Below are 19,944 nucleotides of genomic sequence, written 5' to 3'. Positions count from 1 at the left end.
ACGCACACCCTCCTGTCTGCCATCGTTGCGCCATGGCTTCGCAAGCATTACCGGCACGTGGCGCGCGACTCGGGCGGCAGGTCGCACCCGGTCTCGTGCCCCGGCAGCGCGAGCAGCGTGCCGAAGTGCCGACCGTACGCGCGGTGGTGCTCGCGCTGCCGGGCGGCAACGCGCTGAGCACCCGCCGGCGTTCACCGATGGCCGCGGCCGCGATATGGCCGCTGGCCCGGCACCTCGTACGGGCCGGCGCGGCCGACGGGGTGGCGGCGCACGTCGTGCACTACCGCTTCCGCGGCTGGAACGGCGGCCACGCGCACCCCGCGGAGGACGCGGAGTGGGCGGTCGGTGAGGCGGTACGCCGCTACGGCGACGTGCCCGTGTCCCTGGTCGGGCTCGACATGGGCGCGCGGGCGGCACTCCACGCCGGCGGGCACTCCGCCGTGCGTTCCGTCGTCGCGCTCGCGCCCTGGCTGCCGGAGGGGCCCGAGCCGGAGCCGGTGAAGCAGCTCAACGGGCGGCAGGTGCTGATCGTGCACGGCACCGACGACGCCACGACCGACCCGGAGTTGTCGTACGGGCTCGCCGAGCGGGCGAAGAAGGTCAACCGCGAGGTGTGCAGGTTCGAGGTGCACACCGACGGGCATGGGTTGCACCAGCACCGGCCGGAAGTCTTCGCCCTCACCGCGGATTTCGTCCTCGGCTCCCTCTTGGAGCGGCCCTTCGCGCGTCCCGTCGCCGACGCGCTCGCGGCTCCGCCGCCCCTGGGTCTGCGGATGCCCCTGGCCTCGGGCTTCGGCCGCTCCCTGAGGGCGTAAAGCCCGCCCCCGACCCACCCGGCTGCCCCGTCCTGCCGGTTCGGGGACCACCTGCCGGTGGACGGTTGCGCGCGCGGTACCCCCCTTGGTATGCGCGGCTCTTGCCGCGTCAAGCACGGTGGGAGCCGAACATATCCAGGGGCGCGTGGGGGTACCTCCCAGGCGAAGCCCTGGGGGGCGAACTGCGCGACCAGCCACGGCGGACCGCGAGGTCCCGTGACGGCGTGGACGGGCAGCCCGGGGGGTCAGCGCACCGTCAAGCGCGGGCGATGCGGTCGAGGACGATCCGTGGGGGGGTGAAGGGGGTGCCGGCGGGGGCGATCGAGAAGGCGTCGTTCAACGCCTCCAGGGCACCCGGGAACTTCTCCGGGGTGTCGGTGTGCAGGGTGAGGAGAGGGGTGCCCGCCACCACGGAATCCCCGGGTTTGGCGTGGAGTTCGATACCCGCGCCCGCCTGGACGGAGTCCTCCTTGCGGGCGCGGCCGGCCCCGAGCCGCCAGGCGGCGACGCCGACGGCGTAGGCGTCGAGCACGGTGAGAACGCCACTCGCGGGGGCCGTCAGGACGTGCTGCTCGCGGGCGACCGGCAGGGCGGCCCCGGGGTCTCCCCCTTGCGCCTTGATCATGCGGCGCCACGCGTCCATCGCGGAACCGTCGGCGAGCGCCTTGGCGGGGTCGGCGTCGGCCAGCCCGGCGGCGTCGAGCATCTCGCGGGCGAGCGCCAGGGTGAGCTCGACGACGTCGGCGGGGCCGCCGCCGGCCAGCACCTCGACGGACTCGCGTACTTCGAGCGCGTTGCCCGCGGTGCGGCCGAGCGGGGTGGACATGTCGGTGAGCAGCGCGACGGTCCGCACCCCGTGGTCGGTGCCGAGCCCGACCATGGTGGACGCCAACTCGCGGGCGTCGTCGAGGGACTTCATGAACGCGCCGGAGCCGACCTTGACGTCCAGGACGAGCGCGCCGGTGCCCTCGGCGATCTTCTTGGACATGATCGAGGAGGCGATCAGCGGGATCGACTCGACGGTCCCGGTCACGTCCCGCAGCGCGTACAGCTTCTTGTCGGCCGGCGCCAGCCCGTCCCCGGCCGCGCAGATCACGGCGCCGACGTCGGCGAGGACCGCGAGCATCTCGTCGTTGCCGAGCGAGGCCCGCCAGCCCGGGATGGACTCCAGCTTGTCGAGGGTGCCGCCGGTGTGGCCCAGGCCGCGCCCGGACAGCTGCGGCACGGCCGCGCCGCAGGCGGCGACCAGCGGTGCCAGCGGCAGCGTGATCTTGTCGCCGACCCCGCCGGTGGAGTGCTTGTCGGCGGTGGGCCGGGCCAGCCCGGAGAAGTCCATCCGCTCGCCGGAGGCGATCATCGCGGCGGTCCAGCGGGCGATCTCGGCCCGGTCCATGCCGTTGAGCAGGATCGCCATGGCCAGCGCCGACATCTGCTCGTCGGCGACCTCGCCGCGGGTGTAGGCGTCGATCACCCAGTCGATCTGCTCGTCACCGAGCCGGCCGCGGTCGCGCTTGGCACGGATGACGGAAATGGCGTCCATGAAACGGGGGTTCCTAGCGGTTGAGGTCTTCGGGTCCGAAGGCGTCGGGCAGGACATCGCTCATCGGCCGTACCCCGCGCGGGGTGTCGACGAGCATTTCGGGGCCGCCGTGCTCCCACAGCAGTTGCCGGCAGCGCCCGCACGGCATGAGCAGGTCGCCGCGCAGGTCGGAGCAGGAGAAGGCGACCAGCCGGCCGCCGCCGGAGGCGTGCAGCGCCGAGACGAGCCCGCACTCGGCACACAGCGCGACCCCGTAGGCGGCGTTCTCCACGTTGCAGCCGACCACCGTGCGGCCGTCGTCGGTGAGCGCGGCCGCACCGACCGGGAAGCCCGAGTAGGGCGCGTACGCCCGCTCCATGGCCTCCCGGGCGGCGCTGCGCAGCGCCTTCCAGTCCACGTCGGGCCCGTGCACCGCCGCGGGGGCCGGCAGCGCGCCGGTCCCCGGCAGCGGCCCGGCCCCGCCGCGCCCGTCGGACCCGCGCTCGGCCGGTCCTCCGGTGTCGTCCGTCATCCGCTCTGCCCCTTCCGGTACGGCAGGCCGTCCGCCTTCGGCATCCGTAGCCGTTGTGCCGACAGGCCCATGACCAGCAGCGTCACGACATACGGCGTGCCCTCCACGATCTCGTCGGGCACGGAGTTGGTCAGCATGTACCAGACTGCCAGCAGCACCGCGAAGCCCAGCGCCACGGCCGCGCCGATCCGCGCGCCGCGGTAGAACTTCCACACCGCCATGGCCAGCAGCAGCACCGCGATCAGCAGCAGCAGCGCGTGCACCGACGGGCCGCCGTTGCGCAGTTGGAGGCTGTCGGCGTAGCCGAAGAGCCCGGCGCCCATGGCCAGACCGCCCGGCCGCCAGTTGCCGAAGATCATCGCGGCCAGACCGATGTAGCCGCGGCCGCCGGTCTGCCCTTCGAGGTAGAAGTGCGTGCTCATGGCGAGGAACACCCCGCCGAGGCCAGCGAGCCCGCCGGAGATGATCACCGCGGCGTACTTGTACGTGTAGACGTTGACGCCCAGCGACTCGGCGGCCACCGGGTTCTCGCCGCAGGACCGCAGCCGCAGCCCGAACGGCGTGCGCCACAGGATGAAGAACGTGGCCACGAACAGCACGATGGCCAGCAGCGTGATCGCGGAGATGTCGGTGACCAGGCCGCCGATCATCCCGGCGATGTCGGAGATGACGAACCAGTGGTGTTTCTCCACGCTGTCCAGCCAGTGCGAGAGGCCGGGCACGGTGAACTGCTTGGCGTTGTCCAGCTGTGGCGACTGCTTGGGCGTGCCGCCCTTGCGCGCGGCCTCGCCGACGTTGAACCAGCGCTTGGCGAGGTAGGAGGTGACGCCGGCGGCGAGGATGTTCATCGCGACACCGGCGACGATGTGGTCCACGCCGAAGGTGATGGTGACGATCGCGTGCACCAGGCCGCCCAGGGCGCCGCCGAGGACGCCGGCCAGCACCGCGACCCACGCGTTGGTCTGCCAGCCCGCCCACGCGCCGAAGAACGTACCGAGGATCATCATGCCCTCGAGGCCGATGTTGACCACCCCGGCCCGTTCGGACCACAGGCCGGCCAGGCCCGCCAGGCCGATCGGCACCGCGCTGGCCAGCGCGCCCGCGACCTGCCCGGAGGAGGTGACGTCCTCCGCGCCGGTGACCGCGCGCACCGCGGAGACCGCGATCAGCGCGCCCGCGATGATCAGCAGGACCACCGGCAGGGTGAGCTTGATCCGCCCGTTCGCCCGGCCCCCGGGCTTCACCCGCGGCGCGGCGGGCGGCGGCGTCTGAGTCGTGGTGGCACTCATGCCGCGACCTCCTGCTTGTCGTCACTGCCCGCGCCGGCCGCGGCGAGTTCCGCGCCGACCTGGCGTTGCTGCCGGGTGAGGCCGTAGCGGCGCACCAGTTCGTACGCGATGACCACCGCGAGCACGATCACGCCCTGGATGACGCCGACGATCTCCTTGTCGTACCCCTGGAACTCCAGGCCCGCGGAGGAGCGTTCGAGGAACGCCCACAGCAGCGCGCCGACGCCGATGCCGATCGGGTTGTTGCGGCCGAGCAGGGCGACCGCGATCCCGGTGAAGCCGATGCCGGTCGGGAAGTCGGTGCCGTAGTCGTAGGACTGGTTGAGCAGCGTCGGCATGCCGACCAGGCCCGCCATGGCGCCCGAGATCAGCATGCTGCTGATCACCATCCGCTTGACGCTGACCCCGCTCGCCTCGGCCGCGGACTCCGAGCGGCCGACCGCCCGCAGGTCGAAGCCGAAGCGGGTGCGGGAGAGCAGGAACCAGTAGACGACGCCGGCCAGCACCGCGAAGACGATGAAGCCGAAGACCGGATCGGTGGCGGTCTTGAAGCTGAACAGGTGGCTGGAGACCGGAATCGGCTTGGTGGACACCATGTTGGCGTCCTTGTCGAGCACGCCGAGCCGGCCGCCCTGCAGGAAGTAGCCGATCACGATGCCCGCGATCGAGTTCAGCATGATCGTGGAGATGACCTCGCTGACCCCGCGGGTCACCTTCAGCACGCCGGCGATCGCCGCCCACGCCGCCCCGACCGCCATCGCGGTCAGGATGATCACGGGCACCTCGACGATGCCCGGGATGGACAGCGCGCCGCCGACCACGGCCGCGAAGAACGCCGCCAGCCGGTACTGCCCGTCGACACCGATGTTGAACAGGTTCATCCGGAAGCCGACGGCGACAGCGAGGCCGGCCAGGTAGTACGTGGTGGCCTTGTTGAGGATGTAGACCTGGCTGTTGGACTTGCCACCGTAGGTGGCCATCACGTTGAACGCGTGGAACGGCTCCTTGCCGGTGGCCAGCAGCACCAGCGCGGTGACCACCAGCGCGCTGACCACGGCCAGCACCGGCGCGGCGATCCCCAGCAGGGCGCGGTCCTTGTCGAACTTCTTCATCGGTCCTCTCCCCCGGCCGGCTCGGCCGCTCCGGCCGGACCGGCGTCCCCGGTCTGCCGCTCAAGGTGGCCGGACGCGGCGCCGGTCATCGCCGAACCCAGTTGCTCCGGGGTGATCGTCGACGGATCGGCGTCCGCGACCAACCGGCCCCGGTACATCACCCGCAGCGTGTCGGACAGGCCGATCAGCTCGTCCAGGTCCGCGGAGATCAGCAGGACCGCCAGGCCCTCGCGGCGGGCCTCGCGGATCTGGTCCCAGATCTGCGCCTGCGCGCCGACGTCCACGCCCCGGGTCGGGTGCGCGGCGATCAGCAGCTTCGGCAGGTGGCTCATCTCGCGGCCGACGATCAGCTTCTGCTGGTTGCCGCCGGACAGCGAGGCCGCGGTGACCTCGATACCGGGGGTGCGCACGTCGTACTCGCGGACGATCCGCTCGGTGTCGCGGCGGGCGGCGGCCGGGTCGATCAGGAAGCCCCGGCTGTTGGGCTGCTCGGTGACGTGGCCGAGGATGCGGTTCTCCCACAGCGGCGCTTCCAGCAGCAGGCCGTGCCGGTGCCGGTCCTCGGGGATGTAGCCGATGCCGTCCTCGCGGCGGCGCCGGGTCGGCACGGTGGTGATGTCCCGGCCGTCCAGCACGAGCGAACCGGCGTCCAGCGCGCGGATGCCCATGATCGCCTCGACCAGTTCGGCCTGGCCGTTGCCCTCCACGCCCGCGATGCCGAGCACTTCGCCCTTGTGGATGGTGAACCCGACGTCGTCCAGCAGGATGCGCTCGACGCCCTCCGGGTCGACCGCGGCCAGCCGCAGGCCGGCGACGCTGAGCATCGCCTCGTCGGTGACGGTGGACTCGCGCGTCTCCGGCGAGGGCAGTTCGCTGCCGACCATCAGCTCGGCGAGCTGCTTGGCGGTGGTGTGCGCGGGGTCGGCGCTGCCGACGGTGGTGCCGCGCCGGATGACGGTGATCTCGTCGGCGACCGAGAGCACCTCGCCGAGCTTGTGCGAGATGAAGATGACCGTCAGGCCCTGGGACTTCAGCCCGCGCAGGTTCTCGAAGAGCGCGTCGACCTCCTGCGGCACCAGGACCGCGGTGGGCTCGTCGAGGATGAGGATGCGGGCGCCGCGGTAGAGGACCTTGAGGATCTCCACCCGCTGGCGGTCGGCCACGCCCAGGTCCTCCACGAGGACGTCGGGCCGCACCCCCAGGCCGTACGCGTCGGATATCTCGGTGATCTTCGCCTTGGCCCGGCCGGCTATGCCGTGCAGCTTCTCGCTGCCCAGCACGATGTTCTCCAGCACGGTCAGGTTGTCGGCGAGCATGAAGTGCTGGTGCACCATGCCGATGCCGCGGGCGATCGCGGCGCCCGGGTCGCCGAAGGAGACCTGCTCGCCGTTGATCGCGATGGTGCCCTCGTCCGGCTTCTGCATGCCGTAGAGGATCTTCATCAGGGTGGACTTGCCGGCGCCGTTCTCGCCCACGAGGGCATGCACGGTGCCGCCGCGCACGGTGATGTCGATGTCGTGGTTGGCGACGACCCCGGGGAAGCGCTTGGTGATGCCGCGCAGCTCGACCGCGGCCGCGCTGCCGGGTTGCGGCGGCTGCGACGGGATCGGCGCGGGTGGACTCGTGGACGCGTTGATGGCGCACTCCCCTCGGGGAAAGCTCGGGCGGGCAGAACGTGGGGGTGAAGGTATCGCGCCGAGGTGAATCTACGCGCGTTGCGGCAGAGATCCACAGCAGGCGGGCAGTCACGGCAACGAGAAGGCAAGGGGACGGCAAGAGGAAGGCCCGGCAAGGGGGGTGCCGGAGCAACCCCCCCTGCCGAGCCACCGCGCTGCGGTCCTGCCGTGGACTACCGGTTCACCCGGAGCGGGTCAGCGAGCGGCCCGGGTGGGCCACCGCGTGACCCCGGAGTGGGTCACGGAGTCGACTTGACCTTGATCGCCCCCGAGACGATCTTCTGCTTGGCGGCGTCGAGCTGCGCCTGGATGTCGGTGATGAAGCCACCCGAAGTGGACAGCGAGACACCGCCGTTGGCGAGGTCGTAGGTGTTGGTGCCGGTCTTCGGCTTGCCGTCGTGCACCGACTTGATCAGGTCGTACACGGCCACGTCGACGTTCTTCACCGCCGAGGTGAGGATCTGCTTGTTGTACTTCGCCAGCGCCGGGTCCTGGTACTGGTCGGAGTCGACGCCGATCGCCCAGGTGCCGGGCTTGCCGGCGATCGTCTGGATCGAACCGTCACCGGACAGGCCGGCCGCGGTGTAGATGACGTCGTTGCCCTTGTCGAGCATGCCCTTGGCCTTGCCGGTGGCGGCGGCCGGGTCGGCGAAGCCCTTGGAGTCGGTCTCGTACAGGTACTGGTCGGTGACCTGGACCGAGGGCTTGGTGTCCTTGACGCCCTGGTCGAAGCCGGCCTGGAAGGTGCCGATCAGGGTGTTGTGCACGCCGCCGATGAAGCCGACCTTGTTGGTCTTGGTCTTCAGCGCGGCGGCCACCCCGGCGAGGTACGAGCTCTGCTCGGTGGCGAAGACCATGCTGTCGACGTTCTTCGCTGCCACCACGGAGTCGACGATGGCGAAGGTGGTGTCGGGGTACTTCTTGGCTATCGCGGTCACCGCGTCGCCGTAGGTGTACCCGACCGCGATCACCGGGTTGTAGCCCGCCCCGGCGAGCTGGTCCAGCCGCTCCTCGCGGTCGGACTCGGTCTCGTCCTGGCTGGCGGTCTGCTCCTTCTCGCCGAGCTTGAACTCCTTGGTGGCCTTGTCCATGCCACGGGCCGCGGAGTCGTTGAAGGAGTGGTCGCCACGACCGCCGACGTCGTAGGCCATGCCGACGCCCTTGTCCTTGCTGCCACTGTCGGTGGAGCTGCTGCCGCAAGCGGTGGCGGTCAGCGCGAGGGCCGCGGACACCACGCCCGCGGCAGCGATCTTGGATACCCGGCGCAAGAGGGTCCCCTTCAGTTCGAAAGCGCCCCATCCGGCGCTGGCTAAGCCGGAGCTTAACGCGCGTAGATCCCAGGTAAAGACCGCATGAAGACCCGTTATCGGATCGACGCATTTCGACCAGGTGAAGCCCCGGTAGCCGGGGCTTCACCGCCAGTCAGGACAGCAGCGCAGCGGCGGTGAACAGTTCCACGCCGACCGCGATGGCGCCCTCGTCGATGTCGAAGTCACCCTGGTGCAGATCACGTTTGGCGGTGTCGCCGACCGGCCGCACGCCGAGCCGGGCCAGCGCGCCGGACACGTGTTCCAGGTACCAGGAGAAGTCCTCGCCGCCCAGGCTCTGTTCGGTGTCCTCCACGCTGTGGGCGCCGAACCGGCCCACCATGGCGTCGCGCAGCAGTTCCACCGACGTCGCCTCGTTGACCACCGGCGGCACCCCGCGCTGGTAGGTGATCTCGCACTTGGCCCGGTACATCGCGGCGACCTGGTCGATCACCTCGTGCACCAGGTCGGGGGCGTCGTGCCAGGCGCCCAGCTCCAGGCAGCGGACGGTGCCTTCGAGTTCGGCGTGCTGCGGGATGACGTTCGCCGCGTGCCCGGACTCGATCCGGCCCCACACGATGCTCAGGCCCGAGCGCGGGTCGACCCGGCGGGCGAGCGCGGCCGGCAGTTCGGTGGCGAGCTTCGCGGTGGCCATCACCAGGTCGGTGGTCAGGTGCGGCCGCGCGCTGTGGCCGCCGGGGCCGTCCAGCGACAACTTCAGCTTGTCCGCGGCCGAGGTGATCGGGCCGACCCGCAGCCCGATCCGGCCGACCTCGACCTTCGGGTCGCAGTGCACCGCGAGGATGCGCTCCACCCCGTCGAGCACGCCGGCCTTGATCGCGTCGAGCGCGCCGCCGGGCATGACCTCCTCGGCGGGCTGGAAGACCAGCCGCACCGGGCGCGGCAGCCGCCCCTGCCGGTCGAGTTCGGCGAGCACCAGGCCGGTGCCGAGCACGATCGTGGTGTGCGCGTCGTGCCCGCAGGCGTGTGCGCGGCCCTCGACGGTGGAGCGGTACGGGACCGCCTTGGTGTCCGGCACCGGCAGCGCGTCGAGGTCGGCGCGCAGCGCGAGCCGCGGCCGGCCGTCGTCGGCGGAGCCGATGTCGCAGACCAGTCCGGTGCCGGCCGGCAGCACGCGCGGGCTCAGCCCGGCCCGCTCCAGGCGGGCTCTGACCTGCTCGGTGGTACGGAACTCCTGCCGGCCGAGCTCGGGGTGGCGGTGCAGGTCGCGGCGGAAAGCGATCAGTTCGGCACGCAGCGCGTCGGTCAGTACGGCCTCGGCATGCGCGCCGGACGGCGCTGCGGGTGAGTCTTCCACCCGGCTCAGGGTATGCCCCACGACCTGCTCCTCATCGGGTGATCGGGAAAAAATGATGTTTGACGGTGTCGGCTGGGAGGAGAAAGAGTCGCCCGATCGGCGCATACCTGGTCATCCTCTGGGGTATGCCCTCCCTTTTGGGGTTCGGGCATGAACACATCCATAGTCGCTCAACGAACGAGTGGACGCGAGGCAACGCGGCACCGTTGATGGCGCCTCACACGTGCGGCCCCACACCTTACGGCTCCGGTGTTACGGGGATGTGGCGGGAACGGGGCGGGGATGGGGGCGCGAACGGGGCCGGACGCGCGTCCGGGCACGGGGGTGGCGCCGGGCTCGGGGTCGGCCGGGGCTCGGGGCCGGGGCTCTGGGTCGGCCGGGTGCCGGCGGGGGTCAGGCCGTAGGGGCGTCGACCGGGTGGGTGGGGGCCAGACGCAGGCCCGGGGTGCGCGCGGCGACCATCACGACCGCGGCCACGCACAGGACGCCGCCGCTGACCAGCGCCGCCGTACCCGACCAGGCGTGCGCGACCAGGCCGCCGCGCATGTTGCCGAGGTCCGGGCCCGCCTGGCCGACGATCTGCTCGGCAGCGCCGACCCGGCCGAGCAGTGCGCTCGGGGTGTGCAGCCGCACGATGGTGCCGCGCGAGATCACCGCGACCGTGTCGGCGGCGCCGGCCACCACCAGGCAGGCCAGCCCCACCCATGGCCGCGTCGACAGGCCGAAGAGCGTCAGCGCGACTCCCCACAGCGCCGACCCGCAGAGCATCACCAGGCCCGGGCGCGGTAGCCGGGTGAAGGACCCGGACAGCACGGAGGCGCCGATCCCGCCGACCGCGACCGCGGTGAGGAACAGCCCGAGGGTGCGCGGGTTGCCGCCGAAGCGTTCGGCGTTGACCAGCGGGAAGAGGCTGATCGGCATGGACAGCACGGTGGCGGCCAGGTCGGTGAGCAGGGCGCCGCGCACCGCCGGGGTGCGGGCGAGGAAGGCCAGGCCGTCGGCGGCGCCGCGCAGTCCGGGCCGGGCCGGTTCGTCGCCGGGGAGCATCGCGGGCAGCCCGATCAGGCCGTAGAGGCCGGCGGTGAAGGAGAGCGCGTCGACCAGGTAGCAGCCGCCGACGCCCCAGGCGCCGATCACCAGACCGCCGAGCGCGGGGCCGAGGAGCATCTGCCCCTGGAACGCGACCCGGTTCAGGGCGAGTCCGGCGGCGAGCGACTCCTTCGGGAGCAGCCGGGGCAGGAACGTGCCGGACGCCGGTCCGGAGAACGCGCCGAACGACGACTGCACGGCGACCAGGCCGAGCACGGCGGCCGCCGGGAAGCGCCCGCCGAGCCCCTGGACGGCGAGCAGCACCGAGCAGGCCGCCTGGCCGACGGCCATCACCAGGCAGAGCCGGCGCCGGTCCACCCGGTCCGCGACCGCGCCGGCCGGCAGGCCGAGGGCCACCACCGGAATCGCCTGGGCCAGGCCGACGGCGCCGGTCCACACGGTGCTGCCGGTCGACTGCCACACCTGGTACATGACGGCGACGAGCGTCATCTGCCCGCCGAAGCCGGACAGCGCGCGGCCGGTCCACAGCCGCCGGAACGCCGGGGAGACGCGCAGCGGGGTGGTGTCGACCAGCAGGTGCCTCACTGCCATGCCGGGTCCTGCGCGAGCAGTGCGGTGATCCGGTCGTGGAAGCCGCGGCGCTCCAGGGCCTGCCCGATGTCGGCCACCACCCGGCTGAGCGGGTACGGCAGTTCGGCTTCCAGCTCGACCAGGGCCTGTTCGGTGGCCTGCCACTCCGCGGCCAGCCGGGGCATGACGCGGCGGGACTTCGCGGTGAGGGCGACCCGTTTCGTGCGGGCGTCCGCCCCGGGCACCGTACGGACCATCCCGGCCTTGCGCAGCGCGGCGACCTTCTGGCTGACCGCGGAGTGGGTCAGGTGCACGGAGGCGGCCAGTTCGGTGATGGTCATCGGGCCGCGGGCGTGCAGCCGCAGCAGTTCCATCACATGGGTGGGCCGGATGCCGTCGAGCGCGGCGTCGGCGTAGACGCGGGCGATGTCGTCGTCCATCGCGCCGAGCAGCAGCCGCAGCGGCCGCCACACGCTCTCCTCGGAGGGGTCGTACGCCGCGGGGCCCGGTGCCGGTTCTCTGCTCGCCATGCCCACGATGTAACAGCACTTATATAAGCACCGTCAAAACATTTTCGGGCGCACGCCGGAGCGCCGCCCGGCCCGGACGGCACGGCCCTGCTCGGTCATCGCGATTCCTCCAACACGCTCATGCGGCGGACCGTGACGAGGTCCGTTCGACTCCGCTCGCCGTTGGGGAGATCGCTCGGGTCTTTCGCGCTCGTACTGTCCTCGTCCGCGCGCCCATCTGTACGTGGCGTCGCGCGCGGCTGAACCTCAGAGGGCAATACGGCTACGAGGGGGGCCTGGTGGAGATGGCGGAGGGGAGGGAGGGTGGCGGGCAGGTGGGGGCGGTCTGTTCGAGGTGCCAGCCGGGGGTGGTCACCTCGACCTGGACGGGTGCCGTGGTGGGTTCGGGTGCGGCTTCGCCCGAGGGCGGGGGCCATGCGGGTACCGACTCGGCCGAGGGGAAGGCCACCACGACGGTGCACGCCAGTTGCCGCATCGCGAGCGGGTCGAGCCGCCGCACGCCGGCGGGCAGCCGGACCGTGACCGTACGGCCCTTCGTCCGCACGTCGGCGGTGACCGGGGGCTGGGGCAACTGTGTCGTGAGGTCGGGCCGCCCCACCGCGGCGGGGCCGGCGAAGAGGAGGTCCACCGCCGCGGTCACCGGATCGGACCCGCCCGACACGTTCAGCCCGGCCGCCTGGAGCCGCTCGCCGTCCAGGAAGAAGGCGACGGCCTCGGAGCGTGCGGCCGGCGCCGTGGCGAGCCCGTTCGCCGGCTCCCCCACGTCGACGACGCCGGTGGTGGGCACCCCGCAGCCGGCGAGCAGTACGGCCGCCGTGGCCCCGAGCGCGGTCCCCGCGCCCGCTCGGCGCCCGTTCACGCGTCCCGCCCGGGGCGCGCGGCGGACCCGTCCCGCGGGCCCGGCAGGTCCACCGTGAAGACGGCGCCGCCCCCGGGCGCGTTGTCGGCGCGAACGAGTCCCCCGTGCAGCCGCACGTTCTCCGCGGTGATCGCCAGCCCGAGTCCGCTGCTCTCGCTCCGGGTCCGCGCCGAACTCGCCTTGTAGAAGCGGTCGAAGACGTGCGGCAGCGCCTCCGGCGCGATCCCGGGCCCGCGGTCGGCCACGACCAGCCGCACCCACCCGCCGCCCCGACCGTCCGGCCCGTAGGAACCCTTCTCCAGCGACACCGTGACCGGGGCCGCGCCGTGCCGCAGCGCGTTGCCGACGAGGTTGGCCACCACCACGTCGAAGCGCCGCGGGTCGACCGGCATCCGCAACTCCCCGGGCGCGGGCAGCCGTAGCACCACCTGGTCCTGCCAGCCGCGCGCGGCCAGCGTGCGCCGCACCGACTCGGCCAGGTCGATCTCGTCGAGGTGGAGTTCGGCCGCGCCGGCGTCGAACCGGGAGACCTCCATCAGGTCGTTCACCAGCCGGACCAGCCGCTCGGTCTCCTCGCTGATGAGCTGGACAGCCTCGGCGGTGCCGTGCTCCAGGCGCGGCGCCTCCTCGTCCAGCACGTCGGTCACCGCCGACATCGCGGCCAGCGGCGTGCGCAGTTCGTGCGAGACGTCCGCGACGAACCGGCGGGCCTGGGCCTCCATCCGGCGCAGTTCCGACACCGACCGCTCCAGCGCGACCGCCGTCTCGTTGAACGCCGTGGACAGGTCCGCGAGTTCGTCCGAACCGTTGACGCTGAGCCGGGTGTCGAGGTGCCCGGCGGCCATCCTGCGGGTCGCCTGGCGCAGCGCGCGGACCGGGCGCAGCACGCCGCGGGCGACGAACAGCGCCAGCAGGACCGCCAGGCACAGCGCGGGCAGCGCCGCGCGCTCGACGGCCCTGACCAGCGCGGTCACATAGCGCTGCTCGGTGGTCTGCGGCACCACGAGGTAGAGCGCCAGCCCGGACCCGACCCGGGTGCCGTCGCCGGCGCCGTAGACGACGGGCAGGCCGACCACGAGCGAGGAGCCGCCGCCGGTGTGCACGCGCTGGAAGACGGCCACCTGGCGGGTGCGTACCGACTGGCGCAGCGACGCGGTCAGTTCGGGGAAGGAGTCGCCGGCCCGGGACGGGGCCCGCAGGTCGCCGTAGGTGGCCAGCACCCGCCAGTTCTGGGAGCGGTGCGTCGAGGCGAGGTTGTCCACCAGCGAGGCCAGTTCGGGCAGTCGGGGCCGGGACGGGATGCCGGGCGTCAACGCGTCGACGCTGTCCCGGAACTGGTTGACGACGGTGTCCTGGCTCTGCTGGAGCACCCCGGTACGGGCCTCGCGGAAGGTCAGGGCGCCGGTGCCGAGCGCGCTCACCACGGCGATCAGCCCGAAGCCGGCGACGAGGCGGAAGCGCAGGCTGCGTACCGCGCCGGGCATCCTGACCATGGGCGTCCGGCCGCCCTCACACCGCGCGGAAGCGGTAGCCGAAACCGCGTACGGTCTCGATGCAGCCGGGGTTGTCGCCGAGCTTGCCGCGCAGCCGCTTCACGCAGGCGTCCACCAGCCGGACGTCCCCGTGGTAGCTGTGCTCCCAGACCTGCTCCAGCAGTTGCTGGCGGCTGAGCACCTGGCCGGGCGAGGCCGACAGGGCCAGCAGCAGGCGCAGTTCGGAGGGGGCGAGCGGCACCGGCTCGCCGCGGTGCGTGACCACCATGGCCGCGCGGTCGACGACCAGGTCGCCGTACGTCCGCGGGACCGGCCGGGTGCTGCCGGTCGTGTCGGGGTCGGTACGGCGCAGCACCGCGCGTATCCGGGCCTCCAGCACGCCGGCCCGCACCGGCTTGACCACGTAGTCGTCGGCGCCCGCCTCCAGCCCGACCACCACGTCCACGTCGTCGCCGCGGGCGGTCACGATGATGATCGGGACCTGGTCGCTCTCGCGTATCCGGCGGCAGACGTCGAGCCCGGGGATGCCGGGCAGCATCAGGTCGAGCACGACCACGTCGGGCCGGTGCGGGCGGAGCAGGGCCAGGCCCTCTTCGCCGGTGGGCGCGGCCGTGACGGTGTGCCCGCGGTGCCGCAGCGCCCACTCCAGGCCCCGCCGGACGGCGGGGTCGTCTTCGATCAGCAGGACGCGGGACACGCGCATCAGTATGTGCACGCCCTCCGGCGGGCGGCCCGGCCGAAGCCCCTTCGAGCGCCAACTGTTGCAGAACGGTCACATGGACCGCGGACCCGCCAAGGGCCCCCAGCAGGCCACATCCGCCGGGCCGTTACGCGTTCGTGACCGCATGGGCCAAGCGTCATCATCTACGGCCGCGAGCCTGAAGTCCGCACGCACGGTGCGCGGTTGCCAAGCCCCCCTCCCCCGTTCGCACCGCCGGCGTGCGCGCCGCAGCACCGTCGATCGGAGAGGACCGGGAATGGGAAGCAGGGCACGGAAGCGGGGGGCCGGCGCGCACGGCGGCGGGAGGACACCCCTCGGCCGCGGGGCGTATCTGCTGTTCGGGCTGATCTTCCTGGCGCTGCTCGGGGTGACGCTCGTCACGGTGCGCTCGGGCGGACAGGCCCACGCGGGTACCTCGGCGACCGCCGGCGGCGCCCCAACCGGCGCGGCCACGGGCGATGCCGCCGGCGAGCCCGCACCGTCGAAGGCCGCTCGCCCCGCGGGTTCCCCCGCCGTGAGTTCCCCGGCCACGCCCGGTACCCCCACGGTCCCGGAACACGGCTCGGGCGACTTCACCACCGCCGACGCCTCCGCGAAGGCGGCCGGGCACGGCAACATTCGCCGCTACGAAGTGCAGGTCGAGGGCGGTACGGGCGTGGCGTCCGCGGCTGCGGCGAAGGAGATCCAGGGCATCCTCGCCGACCCGCGCGGCTGGACCGACGACGGCCACGACGGCTTCCAGCTGGTCTCCTCCGGCCCCGCCGACTTCGTCATCAAGATCGCCACCCCCGACACGGTGGACGACATCTGCGGCGCCGCCGGCCTGCACACCCACGGCGAGGTCAACTGCGACGTCGGCGCGACCGTCGTGGTCAACCTCAAGCGCTGGCTCCTCGGCTCACCCGAGTTCCCCGGCCCGATCCACGACTACCGGGCCCTGATCATCAACCACGAGGTCGGCCACCGCATCGGCCACGGCCACGAGGGCTGCCCCGGCCCCGGCAAACTCGCCCCCGTGATGATGCAGCAGATCGACGGCCTGCACGGCTGCAAGGCCAACGCCTGGCCCTACGACACGGACGGCCACTACATCCAGGGCCCGCCGGTCGCCTGAGAGCGCCGGGGCGAGCCGGGCGGAACTGCCCACCGGGTCAGCGCAACGGGCCGGGCGGACGGTCAGCGCAACAGCCCGGCCACCGGTCAGCGCAACGGGCCGAGCAGCCGGGCGTACAGGTCGAGCAGCGGCGCCGACTCGGTCTGCCAGGACCACTGGCGCAGCACCTCCACCCGGTCGTACGCCTTGCGGTAGCGGCGCGGGTTGGTGAGCACCGCGCCGACCGCGCGCACGAAGTCGGCGGTGTCGCGGGCCCGGAAGACCTCGCCGTTGCCGACTTCGAGGGTGGCCGCGGCCATCGCCCGCACATCGGAGACGACCACCGGCAGCCGGGCGTGCGCGTATTCGTAGTAGCGGGTGGCCAAAACCGTCTGATGATGCGGGAGTTGGTGCACCGGCAGCACGCCGATGTCGGCCGAGGAAAGGAACGCGGGGACGTCCGGCACCGGGACGTACGGCACCACGTGCAGGCGGGCGTGCACGCCGAGTTGGGCGGCGCGGTCGCGCAACTCCGCCAGGTGCGGGTGGTCCGGGTCGGGCACCACGAACGCGGCGTGCAGGTCGTAGAGCTTGGGCAGCGCCTCGACGACCGTGAACGGGCCGCGGTCGGGGGTGACCGGCCCGGCGTGCACCAGCAGCGGCACCTCGGGGCCGAGCCGGCAGCGGGCGCGTACGCCGGAGTCGCGGTGGTCGGCGATCCGGGCCAGCGGCGGGGTGTTGCGGACCACCGTGGGCAGCGTGGACAGGCCGTAGCGCACCAGCAGTTCGCCGGCGAGGCGGTCGCCGACGGTGACCACGCCGTCGGCCTCGCGGGCGTACGAGCGCAGCAGCGCGTCGTCGGCGACGGCGGCCCGGCGGGTGGCGGCGGGGATGCGCGGCGGCGCGTCCCACACCACCTCGATCCGGTGCCCGGCGCCCTCCGCGCGCAGCGCGGCCCGGATCGCCAGGGCCAGCGCGCGGTGCCCGAGCGCGTGGATCAGGTGCGGGCGGACCTCGTCGAGCACCGGCCCGTAGGCGATCTCCTGGTCCAGCAGGCCCGGGTCCAGCCGCCGCCACGCCCGCCGTCCGCGCAGCAGGCGGGCGAGTTCGGCGACGAGGTCGTCGAGCCGTGCGTCCGGGGTACGGCGGCGCTCCACCGCGGCGCGGTGCTGCGCGGACCGCAGCCCGGTCCACCCGGCCCGCACCGCCAGCCACACCGCGGTCAGGCCGTGGCCGGCCCTGGCGAACGCTTGCAGCGGCAACGGGCGGTGCACCACGTCCAGTTCGGCGGCCCGGGTGGCTTGCAGGGAGCGGTGTGCGGCGAGCAGGGCGGTGCGGCGCTCGTACGACTCCGCGCCGCGGTAGGCCAGCGGCCAGCGCAGGCCCGGGCGCGGGCGGCGCTCACGGTAGCCGCCGAGCGGCGAGCCGACGGTCACCTCGCGTACGGCCACGCCCCGCGGGGCCGCGGTCGCCGGGCCCGCTCCGATCAGCGTGACGCCGTACCCCGCGGAGTCGGCTGCCGCCGCCACGCGCATGGCTCGGGAGTCACCGTCCAACACACCATCCGTCACGATTGCCACGCGCAGCGTCGGCCGGGCTGAGGGCTCCGCCATTCCCGTATCCGACCCCATCCAAGTGAACGAACGCATCCCCCCGGGTGACCCCGCCCTGTCGGTTCAGGGACCACCAGCCGGTGAGTGGGGGCTCCCTCCGGGTTGCCCCGTCCTGCGGGCGCCGGGACCTTGCGGTCCGCTGTGGTTACGCGCGCCGTTCTCGCCTGGGAGGTGCCCCCACGCGCCCCTGGGGATGTGCGGCTCCCTCCGCGAAAAGAGGGCCACAAACCCAGGGGCGCGGAGAACTGCGCGCGCAACCACCCACCGGCAGGTGGTCCCGGAACCGACAGAACACACCACCCGGGCGGGTCGGGGCACCCTGGTCACGTCAGGTTGTGGAGGGTGCGGGCTTTGTCCGTGATGTCGGAGAGGAAGGTGTGGGCGCGGGGCGAAGCCGCCGTGGTGAGCCATTCCTGATCGATGTCGCAGACGGTGATCGTCACCCCGGTTCCGGCCAGCGCCAGCGGCAACGTGTGGACGACCGTCGAGGGAAAGGACAGCACGGACCGCCCGATCGGCCCGCGCCGGGCGACCAGTTCGAGCGGCAGGTCCGGCCGCACGATCTCCAGCCCCGTCTCCGCGGCGAGCCGATGCAACTTGGCCGGCGCCTCCCGCCGATGCGCGAAGTACCGCCGGGCACCGTGCCGTTCGGCCAGCCCGCGCACCACCGCGAGATACCGCTCGGGATCGACCACACCGGTCTCGACCAGCGACGTGCCGATCAGGTCGGTACCGGCCAGCGTCCGCGGCGGCCCGAACCGCCCCCGGGTCCAGGCGAACCGGTTGGCCCGCACCGCCATCCCGGGCGGCGGCGTGGCCGGCATCGCGCTGAACAGCTCGATCCGGTGCCGCCGGCCAGGGGTGAGCCGGCGCCGCGCGGTGCGCGCGAAGACGCCGAAGGCCACGTCCGCCGGGGAACGGCGCCGCCCGCTGCGGTGCCAGCGCACCAACTTCCCGCCACGGGAAAGGATTTCGGTGAACTCCATGGTCGCGGTGCCGTCGTCGACCACCGTGATGTCCTTCGCCCGGCACAGCGGCAGCAGCACCTGGACCAGCCGGGAGAACGGGTCGCCGATCACCAGCCGCCTGACCCGCAGCAGCGTCGGCGCGAGCGCGCACGCGGTGCGCAGCAACCCGCCGCGGTCGCCCCGCGCTTCGTACCACCGCACCAACGCACCCTCGTCCCGGGCGAGTTCGGTCATCCGCTTCAACTGGCCCCGGCTGGTGGGGTCGGCGGGCGAGAGCACCACGATGGTGAGGGGTTCCGCGCGCTCACCGGGTGCGGCGGGCGGGCGGACGTGGCCCCACTCCAGCACGTTGAGCAGCTGCACGGGCGACTCGACGAGCGCGACGGCACCTGGTGGGGCGGGCCGGTCGGCCATGAGGGTTCCTTTCGGTGGGCGGGTGCACGATCCCGCCGTCAACTCCGCCCCGCGCCCCTCGGCGAACCCAGGGGCGCGGGGCAGCGGACCGTTCAGACCGTGGCGTCGACCGACTGCTCGGACTCGGCCACCACCCCGGGCACCCGGCGCAGCTTCTTCATCGGGCCCAACTCACCGTCGTAGACCTTCTTGACGCCGTCGCCCAGCGAGGTCTCGATGATGCGGATGTCGCGGACCAGGCGCTCCAGGCCCTGGGTCTCGACGGACGCGGCCTGGTCCGAGCCCCACATGGCGCGGTCGAGGGTGATGTGCCGCTCCACGAAGACCGCGCCGAGCGCGACCGCGGCGAGCGTGGTCTGCAAGCCGACCTCGTGGCCGGAGTAGCCGACCGGGACGTTCGGGAACTCGGACTGGAGGGTGTTGATCATGCGCAGGTTCAGCTCTTCGTGCTTCGCCGGGTAGGTCGAAGTGGCGTGGCACAGCACGATGTTGTCGCTGCCGAGCACCTCCACCGCGTGCCGGATCTGCTTCGGCGTCGACATGCCGGTGGACAGGACCACGGTACGGCCGGTGGCGCGCAGCGCCTGGAGCAGCTCGTCGTCGGTGAGGCAGGCCGAAGCGACCTTGTGCACCGGCACGTTGAACTTCTCCAGGAACTCCACGGACGGCACGTCCCACGGGGAGGCGAACCAGTCGATGCCCCGCTTGCGGCAGTACTCGTCGATCGCGCGGTAGCCGTCCTCGTCGAACTCGACCCGGTGCCGGTAGTCGATGTAGGTCATCCGGCCCCAGGGGGTGTCGCGCTCGATCTCCCACTGGTCGCGCGGGGTGCAGATCTCCGGGGTGCGCTTCTGGAACTTGACCGCGTCGCAGCCCGCGGCCACGGCCGCGTCGATCAGGGCGAACGCGTTCTCCAGGTCGCCGTTGTGGTTGATGCCGATCTCGCCGGTGACGTACACGGGCTGGCCGTTGCCGATGTGGCGGGAGCCGACGGCGCGGAGGTTGGCGGGGAGGGAGGTGGTCACGGCTGTTCCTTCACTACGGGGTTGGGACAGGGGGGTGGCA

At 72.8% G+C, this 19,944-nt stretch carries 17 protein-coding genes; 2 read left to right on the top strand and 15 right to left on the bottom strand.

Features of this window, described 5'->3' with window-relative positions:
• The first annotated feature begins 32 nt into the window (after positions 1 to 32).
• Entirely contained in the window at positions 33 to 815 is a 783-nt protein-coding gene (locus OG370_RS26340) for an alpha/beta hydrolase (RefSeq protein ID WP_328468389.1), read from the top strand.
• Between the two features lie 256 nt (positions 816 to 1,071).
• Here OG370_RS26340 and OG370_RS26335 read toward each other — a convergent pair whose 3' ends face one another.
• From OG370_RS26335 to OG370_RS26280, 12 genes are all read right to left on the bottom strand, one after another.
• Positions 1,072 to 2,355 (bottom strand): thymidine phosphorylase, encoded by a 1,284-nt coding sequence (locus OG370_RS26335; protein WP_328468387.1) that lies wholly within the window; start codon positions 2,353 to 2,355, stop codon positions 1,072 to 1,074.
• 13 nt (positions 2,356 to 2,368) lie between these two features.
• The gene (locus OG370_RS26330) at positions 2,369 to 2,767 is read right to left on the bottom strand and encodes a cytidine deaminase (protein WP_328474422.1); all 399 of its coding nucleotides are present in this window, start codon (positions 2,765 to 2,767) and stop codon (positions 2,369 to 2,371) included.
• Positions 2,768 to 2,862: 95 nt separating this feature from the next.
• Positions 2,863 to 4,155 carry an ABC transporter permease gene (locus OG370_RS26325; RefSeq protein ID WP_328468385.1) on the bottom strand — a complete coding sequence of 431 codons (1,293 nt, stop codon included), beginning with the start codon at positions 4,153 to 4,155 and terminating at the stop codon, positions 2,863 to 2,865.
• Complete coding sequence (locus tag OG370_RS26320; RefSeq protein WP_328468383.1) at positions 4,152 to 5,267, bottom strand: ABC transporter permease; 1,116 nt, start codon at positions 5,265 to 5,267, stop codon at positions 4,152 to 4,154. Before OG370_RS26320 ends, OG370_RS26325 begins: the two co-directional genes overlap by 4 nt.
• Positions 5,264 to 6,874, bottom strand: coding sequence for an ABC transporter ATP-binding protein (locus tag OG370_RS26315; RefSeq protein ID WP_328474420.1), 1,611 nt, complete (start codon positions 6,872 to 6,874; stop codon positions 5,264 to 5,266). The genes OG370_RS26320 and OG370_RS26315 overlap by 4 nt, the downstream gene beginning before the upstream one ends.
• A 308-nt stretch (positions 6,875 to 7,182) precedes the next feature.
• A complete protein-coding gene (locus tag OG370_RS26310) occupies positions 7,183 to 8,211 on the bottom strand; it encodes a BMP family lipoprotein (RefSeq protein ID WP_328468381.1) in 1,029 nt (342 codons plus the stop codon).
• A 154-nt stretch (positions 8,212 to 8,365) separates the two neighbouring features.
• On the bottom strand, positions 8,366 to 9,673 hold the full coding sequence (locus tag OG370_RS26305; protein WP_443060744.1) for a M20 family metallopeptidase: 1,308 nt from the start codon (positions 9,671 to 9,673) through the stop codon (positions 8,366 to 8,368).
• A 288-nt stretch (positions 9,674 to 9,961) separates the two neighbouring features.
• A complete protein-coding gene (locus OG370_RS26300; protein WP_328468379.1) occupies positions 9,962 to 11,209 on the bottom strand; it encodes an MFS transporter in 1,248 nt (415 codons plus the stop codon).
• Complete coding sequence (locus OG370_RS26295) at positions 11,200 to 11,718, bottom strand: MarR family winged helix-turn-helix transcriptional regulator (RefSeq protein ID WP_328468376.1); 519 nt, start codon at positions 11,716 to 11,718, stop codon at positions 11,200 to 11,202. The genes OG370_RS26300 and OG370_RS26295 overlap by 10 nt, the downstream gene beginning before the upstream one ends.
• Before the next feature lie 262 nt (positions 11,719 to 11,980).
• Complete coding sequence (locus OG370_RS26290; protein ID WP_328468374.1) at positions 11,981 to 12,577, bottom strand: hypothetical protein; 597 nt, start codon at positions 12,575 to 12,577, stop codon at positions 11,981 to 11,983.
• Complete coding sequence (locus OG370_RS26285; protein ID WP_443060894.1) at positions 12,574 to 14,061, bottom strand: ATP-binding protein; 1,488 nt, start codon at positions 14,059 to 14,061, stop codon at positions 12,574 to 12,576. The genes OG370_RS26290 and OG370_RS26285 overlap by 4 nt, the downstream gene beginning before the upstream one ends.
• A gap of 25 nt (positions 14,062 to 14,086) precedes the next feature.
• Entirely contained in the window at positions 14,087 to 14,773 is a 687-nt protein-coding gene (locus tag OG370_RS26280) for a response regulator transcription factor (protein ID WP_443060743.1), read from the bottom strand.
• A 274-nt stretch (positions 14,774 to 15,047) separates the two neighbouring features.
• On the opposite strand from OG370_RS26280, the gene OG370_RS26275 reads away from it, so the two are divergent.
• Positions 15,048 to 15,905 carry a DUF3152 domain-containing protein gene (locus OG370_RS26275; RefSeq protein ID WP_328468368.1) on the top strand — a complete coding sequence of 286 codons (858 nt, stop codon included), beginning with the start codon at positions 15,048 to 15,050 and terminating at the stop codon, positions 15,903 to 15,905.
• A gap of 86 nt (positions 15,906 to 15,991) precedes the next feature.
• Here the strand turns inward: OG370_RS26275 and OG370_RS26270 are convergent, their stop codons facing one another.
• From OG370_RS26270 to OG370_RS26260, 3 genes are all read right to left on the bottom strand, one after another.
• Positions 15,992 to 17,419, bottom strand: a complete 1,428-nt coding sequence (locus tag OG370_RS26270) for a glycosyltransferase (RefSeq protein WP_328468366.1) — start codon at positions 17,417 to 17,419, stop codon at positions 15,992 to 15,994.
• A gap of 401 nt (positions 17,420 to 17,820) precedes the next feature.
• Entirely contained in the window at positions 17,821 to 18,879 is a 1,059-nt protein-coding gene (locus OG370_RS26265) for a hypothetical protein (RefSeq protein WP_328468364.1), read from the bottom strand.
• Positions 18,880 to 18,971: 92 nt separating this feature from the next.
• Positions 18,972 to 19,904, bottom strand: a complete 933-nt coding sequence (locus tag OG370_RS26260) for an N-acetylneuraminate synthase family protein (protein ID WP_328468362.1) — start codon at positions 19,902 to 19,904, stop codon at positions 18,972 to 18,974.
• Positions 19,905 to 19,944 lie beyond the last annotated feature (40 nt).

This window comes from Streptomyces sp. NBC_00448 (assembly GCF_036014115.1).
In the GTDB taxonomy this organism is placed as follows: Bacteria; Actinomycetota; Actinomycetes; order Streptomycetales; family Streptomycetaceae; genus Actinacidiphila.
The sequence above is the reverse complement of the archived record's forward strand: the minus strand, read 5'-3'. Positions and strand labels throughout refer to the sequence as shown.